The organism is Streptomonospora sediminis (assembly GCF_054778995.1).
Window position 1 is genome coordinate 16,806 of the sequence record NZ_BAAGYZ010000070.1, and the last position, 11,833, is coordinate 28,638.

At 70.9% G+C, this 11,833-nt stretch carries 9 protein-coding genes; 7 read left to right on the forward strand and 2 right to left on the reverse strand.

The window, feature by feature from the left end; translation table 11 throughout:
• The first annotated feature begins 6 nt into the window (after nucleotides 1-6).
• Nucleotides 7-1,275, forward strand: coding sequence for a S8 family serine peptidase (locus ACYVD5_RS14295; RefSeq protein ID WP_461001517.1), 1,269 nt, complete (start codon nucleotides 7-9; stop codon nucleotides 1,273-1,275).
• Here the strand turns inward: ACYVD5_RS14295 and ACYVD5_RS14300 are convergent.
• Nucleotides 1,272-1,862: a TetR family transcriptional regulator gene (locus tag ACYVD5_RS14300; protein WP_461001518.1), complete on the reverse strand. Its 591-nt coding sequence runs from the start codon at nucleotides 1,860-1,862 to the stop codon at nucleotides 1,272-1,274. The genes ACYVD5_RS14295 and ACYVD5_RS14300 overlap by 4 nt on opposite strands.
• A gap of 95 nt (nucleotides 1,863-1,957) precedes the next feature.
• Here ACYVD5_RS14300 and ACYVD5_RS14305 point away from each other — a divergent pair, with 95 nt between their 5' ends.
• A complete protein-coding gene (locus ACYVD5_RS14305; RefSeq protein WP_461001519.1) occupies nucleotides 1,958-3,010 on the forward strand; it encodes an NAD(P)-dependent alcohol dehydrogenase in 1,053 nt (350 codons plus the stop codon).
• A gap of 91 nt (nucleotides 3,011-3,101) precedes the next feature.
• On the opposite strand, the gene eccCa is transcribed toward ACYVD5_RS14305, so the two are convergent.
• Nucleotides 3,102-7,088 carry a type VII secretion protein EccCa gene (eccCa, locus tag ACYVD5_RS14310; RefSeq protein ID WP_461001520.1) on the reverse strand — a complete coding sequence of 1,329 codons (3,987 nt, stop codon included), beginning with the start codon at nucleotides 7,086-7,088 and terminating at the stop codon, nucleotides 3,102-3,104.
• A 426-nt stretch (nucleotides 7,089-7,514) separates the two neighbouring features.
• On the opposite strand from eccCa, the gene eccD reads away from it, so the two are divergent.
• From eccD to ACYVD5_RS14335, 5 genes are all read left to right on the forward strand, one after another.
• Nucleotides 7,515-8,915, forward strand: a complete 1,401-nt coding sequence (gene eccD / locus ACYVD5_RS14315; protein WP_461001521.1) for a type VII secretion integral membrane protein EccD — start codon at nucleotides 7,515-7,517, stop codon at nucleotides 8,913-8,915.
• A 1-nt stretch (nucleotide 8,916) separates the two neighbouring features.
• Nucleotides 8,917-10,377: a type VII secretion protein EccB gene (gene eccB, locus ACYVD5_RS14320; protein ID WP_461001522.1), complete on the forward strand. Its 1,461-nt coding sequence runs from the start codon at nucleotides 8,917-8,919 to the stop codon at nucleotides 10,375-10,377.
• A 79-nt stretch (nucleotides 10,378-10,456) separates the two neighbouring features.
• Nucleotides 10,457-10,780, forward strand: coding sequence for a WXG100 family type VII secretion target (locus tag ACYVD5_RS14325; protein WP_461001523.1), 324 nt, complete (start codon nucleotides 10,457-10,459; stop codon nucleotides 10,778-10,780).
• Between the two features lie 60 nt (nucleotides 10,781-10,840).
• Nucleotides 10,841-11,140, forward strand: a complete 300-nt coding sequence (locus ACYVD5_RS14330) for a WXG100 family type VII secretion target (RefSeq protein WP_461001524.1) — start codon at nucleotides 10,841-10,843, stop codon at nucleotides 11,138-11,140.
• 210 nt (nucleotides 11,141-11,350) lie between these two features.
• Nucleotides 11,351-11,833, forward strand: a 483-nt coding sequence (locus ACYVD5_RS14335) for a hypothetical protein (RefSeq protein ID WP_461001525.1), incomplete at its 3' end; no start/stop codon positions are given.

The following is an 11,833-nucleotide window of genomic DNA, read 5'->3' on the forward strand; positions in this document are numbered from 1 at the left end:
CGACCGGTGGCACGGGCCGCTTGCGCCGCCGCCGTCCTCGCCCTGGCCCTGCCCACCGCTCCGGCGGTCGCATCGCCATCCGCTCCGGCATCGCCCTCGCCGTCCACCAACCCCTCGTCCCTGCCGCAGGTCTCCGTCTTCCCAGGCACCGACGCCGAGTGCGTGCAGAGTTCGGCCACCATCACGCGCACCCCCTGGACCGAGGTCTCGCTGGGGCTGGAGCGGGCCCGCGAGTTGGACGAGGGCGCGGGAACGACGGTGGCGGTGCTGGCGCCCGGCGTCTCCGCCGACGGCCCTGCCCTGTCCGGCGCCGTGACCGGTGGCGGCGGTGACGACTGCCACGGATACGGCACCTTCCTGGCGGGAATCGTGGCCGCGCGGCCGGTACCCGGTAGCGGGATCACCGGGGTTGCGCCGGCGGCCGAGGTCGTCGGGGTGGCCACCGGCGATACTGAGACCGGGGTCGCCACGGCGGACCAGATCGCCTCGTCCATCGGCGACTCGGTCGATGCGGGCGCCGATGTCGTGCTGGTGGGCACCGCCGCCGGCGAGGGCAGCGGTGCACTCGATGACGCCGTGGCCGCGGCCACCGAAGCCGACGTGCTGGTGGTGGCCCCGGCCACCACGGTCAACTCGCAGGGCGACCCGGTTCCGGGCCATCCCGCCCAGCACGGGTCCGCCCTCAGCGTGGGCTCGTTCGACCCGAACGGCGCCCCGGTGGCCGCTTCGCCGGTGCCGATGCCCGATGGCGAGGGGACGGCGCGCACCGATGTGACAGCGCCCGGGGCCTTGGTGGTGGGTGTCGGTCCCGACGGCGGGCATTACATGAGCAGCGGCGACGGTACCGCCGCGGCGTTCGCCGCAGGGACGGCCGCCCTTGTCCGCTCCCACGCGCCCGACCTGTCGGCGGCGCAAGTGCGCGAGCGGCTGATGGCCACGGCTTACGGTCCCGTCATGGGCGCCGACAGCGCCGCTGTCGGCCGCGGTCCGATCGATCCGGTTGCGGCGCTGACCAACAGTCCGGAGGACCGGCCGACGCCTGCGGCGGTCAGCGGCAACCGGTTCACCGCGACTCCCCCGTCGGCATCGTGGGATCCGCCGACGACGATCGCGGTTTCCGGGGTCTCCGCGCTGCTGGTCATCGGGTGCGCCATGGGCGCGGTCGTGCTGCGCCGCGGGCGTTCCCGCTCCTGGCGCCCGGCCGCGGCGGGCGAGGAGATCACACCTGCCGGCGACGGCAGCGAGCACCAGGGCCGGCCGAACGGTCGGGACTAAGCGCCGGGGGCGACCACGCGCTGCACGCTTTCGCGCAGCAGTGCGCGGCGCTGGTCATGGAGTTCCTGCGGTTCCCCGTCCCAGGCCGCGTAGACGTTGCTGACCGGCGACCAGGCCATGGACATCGCGATGACCATCGCCATCAGGTCGAACGGGTCGCCCGAGCGGACGGTGCCCGCGGCCTGGGCGTCGGCGATTGCGCGGAGCTTGCTGCCGTCGAGGCGGTCGGGCTCGGCGACGAGGTGTCCGGTCGGGCGCCGTTCCAGGCGGGCCCAGGTGGCGAGCCGGATGAGGTCGGGGCGGCGCAGGTACTCGTCGTAGAGCCGTACGGCCCAGTCGGCGAGGTCGGCGGCGTCGATGGGCACGACGTCCATGATCCGTTCCAGTGAGCCGTGGAAGATCGCGTCGAACAGCCCCTCCTTGTTGCCGAAGTAGCCGTAGAGCTGGGCCTTGTTGGTGCGGGCCGCGGCCACGATCCGTTCGATGCGGGCGCCTGCGATGCCGTGCTCGGCGAACTCCTGGGTTGCGACCTCCAGGATGCGCTGCTTGGTGGCGGCGCCGCGCGAGGTCAGCGGCTTGTCGGACATGCTTCCGAGGTTAACAGACAGACCGTTCTGTTTGTCGGATCGCTAGCGCTCGACTACGCTCAAATAGACCGAACAGTCTGTTTACTGGAGCACGCATGAGGACCACAGTTGGCTGGCAGGCCGATCCCACCGGTTCCGAGCTGCAGCGGGGCACGCTCCACCGCCGCGATCTGCGGCCCGATGACATCGCGGTGCGGGTTGACTACTGCGGTGTCTGCCACACGGACCTGCACGCGGTGCACGCGCACGCCGGCGCGGACTCTGCGGCCGCGCCGATGGTGCCGGGCCACGAGTTCACCGGCACGGTGACCGAGGTCGGCAGCGAGGCGGCCCGCTTCGCGGTCGGCGACCCGGTCGCGGTCGGCAACATCGTCGACTCCTGCGGTGCGTGCACCATGTGCCGGCAGGGCATGGAGAACTTCTGCCGCGAATTCCCGACCCTCACCTACGGCGGCGCCGACCGGCACGACGGCTCCACCACCCTGGGCGCCTACTCACGCGAGTACGTGCTGCGCGAAGGGTTCGCCTACCCGTTGCCCGCCGGCCTCGACCCGGCGGCCGCGGCCCCGCTGCTGTGCGCCGGTATCACCGTGTGGGAACCGCTGCGCTCCCTCGGCGCGGGGCCGGGAACCCGGGTGGCGGTGGCCGGGCTCGGCGGGCTCGGCCACCTTGCCGTCAAGTTCGCCGCCGCGCTCGGCGCCGAGACCGCGGTCATCAGCCGGTCGGCGGACAAGGCCGTAGACGCGCGCCGCCTCGGCGCCCGCGAGCTGATCGTCTCGACCGACGAAGAGCAGATGGCGGCCGCCCGCGACCGGTTCGACATCGTCATCGACACCATTGCCGCACCGCACGACCTCGCCCCCTACCTGCGGCTGGTCGCCGTGGACGGCACGCTCAGCCACCTCGGCCACCTCGGCCCGGTGACCATCGAGACCACCGACCTGCTCATCGGGCGCAAGAAGCTCAGCTCGGCCGGCAGCGGGGGGCGGCCCGCGACCGCGGCGATGCTCGAATTCTGCGCCGAACACAACGTCGGGGCCGACATCGAGCTGGTCCCATCCGGGAAGGTGAACACGGCCCTGGAGCGCCTCGGGCGCAACGATGTCCGCTACCGCTTCGTGCTGGACATGTCCGACCTCTCGGACTGATGGGCTCGCGGTCCGGCCCGGCGCCCCCTGCACCGCACCGTGCGTTGAAGGGGGCGCCGGGCGCCCGCGCCGGACGCGCCTGGGCGCCCGGCTACTCCTCGGCGCCCTCGGCGATGGCCACCTGGACCTCGATCGGATCGCGCCGCGAGATCCACAGTGCGCGCCCTGGTGCCATGCGGCGCGGACGGATGTTGCCGAACAGCACGCCTTCCGACTGCGGCGCGGAGAACAGCACCGACGGCGTGTTGCCGTCGATCATGGTGCGGATGACCGGGTCGGAGGTGGCGCGGCTGAACCCGCCGGCCGCATGCACCAGGATCAGGTGCATGCCGATCTCGGCGGCCTGGGTGAGCATCGGCTGCAGCGGCGCCAGCGGGCTGGGGCCGCTGCCCGACACCATCTCGTAGTCGTCGACGATGAGGAACAGCTCCGGCCCGTTCCACCAGTCCTTGCGGCGCAACCGGTCGGGCGTGATGTCGGGGCCGGGCAGCCGCTCGCGCATGGCACCGGCGGCGGCACCCATCATCTCCTGCATGCTTTCGCCGGTGACGGCGTAACCGAGCTGCATGTCGCGCGGGATGGCGTCGAAGAGCTGGCGGCGCTGGTCCACCAGCACCACGCGGGCGGTCTCGGCGTCGTACTGCTCCCGGATGGCGTTGGTGATGTGCTTGACCAGCGTGGTCTTGCCGGTCTCGGTGTCACCGACCACGATCAGGTGGGGCGTGGCCGAGAAATCGTGCCAGAACGGCTTCATGCGGCGGCTTTCCAGTCCCAGCGCCACCTTCAGCCCGCCGAACTCGGTCAGCTCGGCGCCGGGCAGCTCGGCGGCGTGCAGGACCGCCGGCAGCGTGCGCACCGCCGGCGCCCTGCGCTTGTCGCCCCAAGCGTCGTTCACCCGCGAGATCAGCTCGGCGACCCCCACCGAGAGGGTCACCGGGTCGGCGCTGCCGTCGGCGCGCGGCAGGCCGGTGAGGAAGTGGAACTTGTCGTCGGTGATGCCGCGGCCGGGTGTGCGCGGGACGGTCTGGGCCGAGCGCATGTTCACGATCGAGTCGACCGGATCGCCGAGCCGCAGTTCCAGGCGCGTGCCCATCAGGTCGCGCAGCCCGGTGTGGAAGTCGGCCCAGCGCGGCGACCCGACCACGATGTGGATGCCGTAGTTCAGGCCGCGCTGGGCCAGCTGCAGGATCGAGGACACCAGGTCGGCGAACTCTTGGCGGATCGTGCCCCAGCCGTCGACGACCAGGAACACGTCGCCGTAGGGATCGTCGGCGAACTCGCCGGCGGCCCGCCGGCGCCGGTAGGTGCCCATGGAGTCGATGCCGTGCTCGGCGAAGTGGGCCTCGCGGGTGGTGAGCAGCTCGTGCAGCTCATCGATGGTGCGGTTGATGCGCCGTCCTTCGGTGCGCGCCGCGACGCTGCCCACATGCGGCAGTCCGCTGAGGGTCTGCAGCACACCGCCGCCGCAGTCGATGCAGTAGAACTGCACCTGGGCCGGGGTGTTCAGCACGGCCAGGTTGAGCATGAGCAGGGCGAGCACGGTGCTCTTGCCGCTCTGCGGGCCGCCCGCGAGGCCGACGTGGCCGCCGGAACCGGCGAGGTTGGCTTTGAGCGGCAGCCGGGTGTGGTCGAACGGGCGGTCGATGAGGCCGAGGGGGATCTCCAACCGCCCCGCGTCGGTCCAGGCGAGACCGCCCTTGGGCAGCTTCACTCCCACCATCGCCAGCAATTCGTCGAGCCGCGGCGGCACGCCCAGCGGGGGCAGCCAGATCTCGCGGGCCGGCGGTCCGTGGCCGTGCAGGCGGTCCAGCGCCGCGGAGATCAGGGTCGGAACGGACTCGTCCTCGGGTTCGGGCTCGGGCTCCTCGAACTCGGGTTCGGGTTTGGGAATGTACTCGTCGACGAAGGCGGTGATCTGCTGCAGCGCGTCCGTCTTGGCGACCGTCCGCGGCTTGGTGCGGTAGGCGCCGGAGACGTAGGCGGCCTTGAACCGGGTCAGGGTCTCGGTGTCGCTCTTCAGGTAGCCGCTGCCGGGCGTGGGGGGCAGCTCGTAGGCGTCGGGCACACCCAGCACGCCGCGGCTCTCCATCGCCGAGAAGGTACGCAGCCCGATCCGGTAGGAGAGGTGCCCTTCGAGCTGGTGCATCCGGCCCTCGTCCAGGCGCTGGGAGGCCAGCAGCAGGTGCACGCCGAGGCTGCGGCCCAGGCGCCCGATCATCACGAACAGGTCCATGAAGTCGCGGTGGGCCGCCAGCAACTCGCTGAACTCGTCGACCACGATCAGCAGGGTCGGCAGCGGATCCATGCGGGGGTCGGCCTCGCGGCCCTTCTCGTACTCGTGGATCGAGGAGAAGTTTCCGGCGGAGCGCAGCAGTTCCTGGCGGCGGACCAGTTCGCCGTGCAGCGCGTCCTGCATGCGCTCGACCAGGACCGCCTCGTCGGCAAGGTTGGTGATCAGCGCCGACGTGTGCCGCAGCTTGTCCAGTCCGATGAAGGTGGCGCCGCCCTTGAAGTCGACGAGGATGAAGTTGAGGGTTTCCGGTGAGTGGGTCAGCGCCAGCGCGAGCACGAGGGTGCGCAGCAGCTCGCTCTTGCCGGACCCGGTTGCGCCGATGAGCATGCCGTGGGGGCCCATGCCGCCCATGGCCGATTCCTTGAGGTCCAACTCCAGCGGGCCGCCGTCGGCGGCGATCCCCAGGGGTACCCGCAGCCGGTTGGTGGGGTGCTGCTCGCTCCACATGCGCTGCACGTCGTGCTCGTGCAGGTTCGGGATCCCCACAAGCGAGGTCAGCTCGAAGTCGGTGGTCAGCGGTTCGGTGACCTCGGTGGTGATCCCGATCCGGTAGGGAGCCAGCAGCCGGCCCAGGCTGGCGGCCCGGTTGGGCCCCAAGCCGTCGGGGCGGCCGAGGGCGGTGGTGACCTGGCGGCCGTTGTTGTCGCGGGAGAGCATCACCAGCTCGCGGGGCTCGACCTTGAGGGCGAGCGTGTAGGGATCGTCCTCGGGCGGCATGGGGTCGTCGACCTCGATGACGATGCCGTTGCGGTAGCCGCCGCCGAGGAACCGCGACCCGGCCGGGACCTTGCCGCCGTCCAGGATGATGACGGTGAACGGTTCCTCGCGGTTGGGCGCGGCGTCGGGGTCGTATCGGGGGCGGTCGGACAGGTCGGGGCCGATGAGCGATTCGAGGTCGACGGCGTCGGCGGCCATCAGCCGCGTCGAACCGATGGCGTCGGTGTCGGTGGCGTGCTGGTTGTGCGGCAGCCACTTCAGCCACGCCCAATCGGGGCGGCGTTCCTCGGACACGCAGGCCGCCACCCGCAGCTCGTCGTGCGGGTGGGCCACCGCGAGCTGGCCGACGAGGGCGCGCACCATCGCGCGGGAGGCATCGGTGTCGCCGCGCAGCGAGATGCGCGCGTAGCCCCGCAGGTAGACCAGCACCGGCTGGTCGTTGACCGTCGTGTAGGCGTTGACGAAGCGGCGGAGGGCGTGGGCGCTCAGCGGTTCCAGGTCCTCGACGGGTTTGGACGACAGCGGTGCGATGTTCATCGCCATCGCCTGCTCGCCGACGCCGATCCGTACCTCGGCGAAGTCCTCGTCTTCGGAGCGCCGCTCCCACAGCCGCGAGGTGCGGACGATGGACCACAGCGCGTCGGGGTGCGGCGCCCGCCACAGCATGGCGTCGCGCTGCTCGGTGACGACGCCGCGCAGCCGGCCCCGCATCTGCTTGAGGTAGCGCAGGTAGTCCTGCCGGTCGCCGTTGAGCTGGTTGCGGCGCTCCAGCTGGGCGCGGACGTACTGGCCGCCGAGCATGACCACCGCGCCGACGAGCATCATCCCGCCGGCGAGGTAGGGCAGCGCGCCGCTCATACCGCCGCCGCCGCTTCCGCCTCCGGTCATCCGGGGCAGCATGATCACCATCATGGACATGGAGGTCATGGCCATAGGCAGGTACATGAAGACCGAGGACATGCCCGACTGCGGTTCGGCGAGCTCCGGCGGTTCCTGAAGCGAGATGGTGCCGGAGGGCATGTCCGGGCCGGGGCGCCGCGGCGGCCGGCGGACCAGGATGGTGCTCACGGTTTCGTCACGGGAACGCTGTCCTCCACTTTCGGTTCGCGGCCTTTTCACCGGACCTTGGGGCCGCGTAAACGTCCAGGGCCCCAATGCGGTCGGCGTGGGCGGGGCGGTCAGCGTGGCCGGGGTGAGCCGCGCTCGAACACTGCGGGAACTCATCGGCAACCGAGCTGGAAGGCCCGTCTCAGCGCCGCTGCTGCGCAGGAGCGCGGTGTCGGCCGCCACTCCAGTGCCCACTAAACACTAGCGTTGCCATGTGATATCAATTATCCGCAACAGGCAAACAACATACTTCCAAATCCAGGACGCACAACAGGACGCACAATCGGGCCCGATTACCGCGCCGCAGCGCACGCCCGACCTTGCGGCGCAGCCGCCAGCGGCCGCTCCTGCCGTCCCCGCTCCCCGAGACCCGCAATTGGGTAGGCCATGACCGACTCCACTGCTTCGGACCTCTGCCGTCTCCAGGTGCGCGCGCCGAACCGGTCGTTCGAAATCGCAGCACCCACGGACGTCCCGATCTCCGACCTCGTACCCACGCTGGTGCTCTACGCCGAAGGCGACGAAGGCGAGGATCTGGACGAGAGCGGCCTGGAGCATGACGGCTGGGTGCTGCAGCAGCTGGGCGACGACCCCCTTGACGAGGACGAGACACTCGACTCCCTGGGGCTGTTACACGGCGAGACGCTACATCTGCGTCCGCGCCGCGACCAACTGCCGCCCATCCACTTCGACGACCTCATCGACGGGGTCGCCACCGGCATGGCCGAACGCCCGGACAAATGGCGGCCTTCCTATACCCGGGTCCTGCTGCAGGCACTGTCGCTGACCGCGATCCTGCTCGCCCTCGCGGTTCCGGCCGCGGGCGGGCTCACTCTCATCACGGCGCTGACCTGCTCTGCCTCGGCGGTGGTGATGCTGCTCTCGGCATGGTCGGCCTCACGCGCCATGGGCGACCTCCCGGCGGCGGCCGGGCTTGCCGGGGCCGCCGCGCTGTACATGGCGGTGGCCGGGGCGGCCATGCCCACCGGCGACCCCAGCACCGCGCTGTTGGGAGCCCGGATCCTGACCGGCGCCATGACCGGCGCGGGCGCCACCGTCCTGGGAGTGGCGGCCGTCGCCGGGGCGGTTCCCTTCTTCTCCGGCCTTGTAGTGGTCGAGATACTGCTGGCTCTGGGCGCGCTCGGCCTGATGCTGCTGCCCAACGCCACCCTCTCGGGAGTCGCGGCCGGGCTCGCGCTGCTCAGCCTCCTCGTGGGCACCTACGCACCGCAGCTCTCGTTCCGGATCTCCGGATTGAAGCTGCCGCCGCTGCCCGCCAACCCCGAGCAGCTCCAACAGGGGATCGATCCCTTCCCCGCTCGGGACGTGTTGGACCGGTCCGCGCTCGCCGACAAGTTCCAGAGCGCAATGCTGGCCGCCACCGGAGCGGTCCTCACTTGCTGCCTGGTCGTCCTCGCACTCGCAGAGGGCTGGGTCGCCACGACCGTGTGCATCCTGGTCGCGCTGGTCATGCTGCTGCAGACCCGCGGGTTGGCCAGCGCCTGGCAGCGGTCCTTCATGACCGCGCCGCCCGCCATCGGGCTGGCGGTACTCCTGCTGTCGGTCGCGGCGGACTCGGGCGTGCTGGGGCGGTCGCTGGTCCTGCTGGGCGTGTTCGCGCTGGCGACCATCCTCGCGGTGCTGTCCTGGAGCCTGCCGGGCACCCGGCCGCTGCCGCACTGGGGGCGGGCGGCCGAGATCATCCAGTCGCTGATCACCGTCGCGATCTTCCCGCTGGTACTCGCCGCCTTCGGCGTGTATAGCGCACTCCGGGCGATCGGCGGTTGAGATGCAGACGAGACGCGACCGGGTACAGGCCTACAACTTCACGGTCGGCCGTCTGGGCACCGCCATGCTGGAAGCCGACCCCGACGCGGTCGACCAGCCCATGCGCCGTACCCGCACCGGCACCTTCATCGGCCTGGCCATCGGCGCACTTATCGCCATCGGCTTCCTGGTCTTCGGGCTGATCTTCCCCGGGGGCTCGACATCCTGGCGCCAGGACGGCCAGTTGGTCATCGCCAAGGACACCGGAACCACCTACCTCTACGGCGGCGGGGAGCTGCGTCCGGTCGCCAACTACACCTCGGCCCGCCTCGCCTCCGGCGGAGAACCCAACGTCAGCAAGGTGGCCGCGGACTCGATCAGCGGGGCGCGGGTGGGCAGCCCCATCGGCATTCCCGCCGCCCCGGAGGCGCTGCCCAGCGCCGATGCCGCGGCGAACGTGTGGCGGTTGTGCGCGCTACCCGGGGACGGCCAGGGCCGCAGTGCCCTGACCGTCGGCCCCGATCCCGGGCCCGGCACCCCGCTGGACAAGCGCGGCGTCCTCGTGGTCGGCCCCGAGGGCGACCAGCACCTGCTCTGGCAGGGCCGGCGGCTGCGCTTGGACGTCGAGGGCGGTGCGCTGCAGGCCCTCGGCTACGGCAACGTGCCCGCATCCCCCGTCCCCGAGGAGTTCCTCGAAGCCGTTCCGGCAGGTCCCGACCTCACCGCTCCTGACGTTGCCGGCGCCGGCGAGCAAGGACCGGCCATCGCCGGGGCCCCCAGCCGCGTCGGCCAGGTGTTCGCGGTCCCCGCCCCGGGCGGCAACGGCGCCGACCAGCACTACCTGCTCACCGCCGATGGCCTGGTGCCGCTGACCCAGACCGACGCGCTGCTGCTGCTGGCCGATCCCGACATCCAAGAGACCGCCTACCCGGGCGGTTCCGCCACCGCCGTCGAGGTCCCCGCCGGCGAAGCCAACGCGCACCTGTCACCCGACGCCCGGCCGACCGAAACAGGAGACGGGGCAGCGCCCGCCACACCTCCCGAAGCCGTCCCCCTGGACGACACGGTGGCGCCGTGTCTGGTCCCGTCGTCCGGCGGCGGCCTGTCGCTGGCGGTGTTCCCGACCGGCTCCATCGACGCCTGGAAGGTACCCGAAACCACCGGTGTCGCCCCCGGCTGCCCCACGCCCGACCGGATAGGCATTCCAATGGGCGCCGGCGGCGTCGCAGCGGCCAGCCCGGTCGGCGGGACCGCCAACGGCTCGGCCATGTACCTGGTGACCGAAACCCCCGCCAAATACCGGGTGCCCGACGAAGAGGCGCTCAAGGCCCTGGGCTACCAGGCGAGCGACGCGGCCCAGGTGCCCACCCCGCTGCTTCGGCTGCTGCCGACGGGACCGGAGTTGTCGCCCCAGGCCGCGGCCCGTCCCGTGGCAGCCGCCGGGACCGGCTCCGCGAGCGGCGGCGCCGGGCAGTGTCCGTGACCGACCGACCGGAAGAGACCACCGACCGACCATCCGACCGCAACGAAGTGCAGCACACCGCTATCGAGGAGGATCCGCAATGGCCAATCCGCAGACGACCAATACCCAAGGCGGCAACAACACGGCGCTGGAGGCTCTGCACCAGGCCCGCGATAAGTGCGAAAAGGCGTACACCAACGTCGACGCCACCCGCGACCAATTGCGAGGGGGCTGGGCGGGTGACGCGTCCACCGTCTACCAGGAGGCGATGGTGCAGTGGCTCGACCAACTGCGCCTCACCATCAACGACATGAACCAGAAGATCGACAGCTGGGGCGGCACCGCCACCAAGATGTACGACACGGAAGACTCCAACCTCGCCACCAGCGGGCGCTGGTCGGACGCTCTCAACAAACCGGTGTAACCCCGGGCCTGCCGGCCACCACCCCCTGCTGTACCGAGCGCCCCGGAAAGGAAGAAACTCATGGCAGATGGCTTCTCAGTAAATTATGCGTTCCTCGACACCGCTACGGACGAGATGCAGCAAGAAACGCAGAAGGTCCAGAACGCGCTCGAAGACCTTTCCTCCCAGATGCAAAGTGTCGTCAACCAGCTCGACGGTGTCACCGTCGAAAGCTTTAGCTCGGCCATTGCCTACTGGCAGTCGAACGTCAACGACATGAATTTCCTGCTGGCCCAGGCCCGGCAGGCTCTTAACCAGGTCAGGGACAACTACAACACAACCGACCTGCGCGAAGGCGCTCTCTGGGACGCCCTCAAGTAAGCCGGTGGTGCGCTGCCTGCTCGATTCCGTCCACCGCGCAGGCGGCACATACCCCAGGCCGGCGGCCCTTCAGGGCCGTCGGCCGCGGCTGCTGTGCACCACCCTTGCGCTCATTGCCCTCAGCGGCCCTTCCCGTACCGGTACCGACCCACCTCACCTCCCCGACGCAACACCGCTTGGTGACGCACCGGCGACCTAGGAGACACAGCCGTGGCAATCCCCCCCAAAGACGAGCCGACCGGCGGCCCCGGCGAGGAGCCCACCCCGCTGGAGCCCGTGCACGCCACGGTCGCCGTCAGGGCGGCCGAGCAAGATGTCAGTGACGGCCCTGGACCACCCGGCCACGAACCGGGGGAGGACCAGGAGACCTTATTCCGCAAAGTGCTCTCCCCCGACCAGAGCGAACCGGCATACCGCCTCCTGAGCAGGAATGAAGGCGAGGTCCACGAGCCCGCTTCCGAGCAGGGCGAGATGGTCGCAGCCAGGATCGCACCGCGGGGCACACTACTCAGCCCCGACCCTTCAGACGAGGGCCCCGATTTCGCGCTCTTGCCGGGCGACGAGGACGGCACCATCGCCGTGCAGCTGGACGGCGCGACGATCGGGATCGATCCGGAAGCCGACGAGGTCGAGATCGACCCCGGCGACCAAGACATGCGCCTGGACCCCGACACCGGTCTGCTCAGCGTCGGC

Excerpts from the sequence above, each read along its gene's own strand:
- eccB (WP_461001522.1), top strand. The coding sequence starts at position 8,917 with ATGCAGACGAGACGCGACCGGGTACAGGCCTACAACTTCACGGTCGGC.
- ACYVD5_RS14305 (WP_461001519.1), top strand. The coding sequence starts at position 1,958 with ATGAGGACCACAGTTGGCTGGCAGGCCGATCCCACCGGTTCCGAGCTG.
- ACYVD5_RS14325 (WP_461001523.1), top strand. The coding sequence starts at position 10,457 with ATGGCCAATCCGCAGACGACCAATACCCAAGGCGGCAACAACACGGCG.
- ACYVD5_RS14300 (WP_461001518.1), bottom strand. The coding sequence starts at position 1,862 with ATGTCCGACAAGCCGCTGACCTCGCGCGGCGCCGCCACCAAGCAGCGC.
- eccD (WP_461001521.1), top strand. The coding sequence starts at position 7,515 with ATGACCGACTCCACTGCTTCGGACCTCTGCCGTCTCCAGGTGCGCGCG.
- ACYVD5_RS14330 (WP_461001524.1), top strand. The coding sequence starts at position 10,841 with ATGGCAGATGGCTTCTCAGTAAATTATGCGTTCCTCGACACCGCTACG.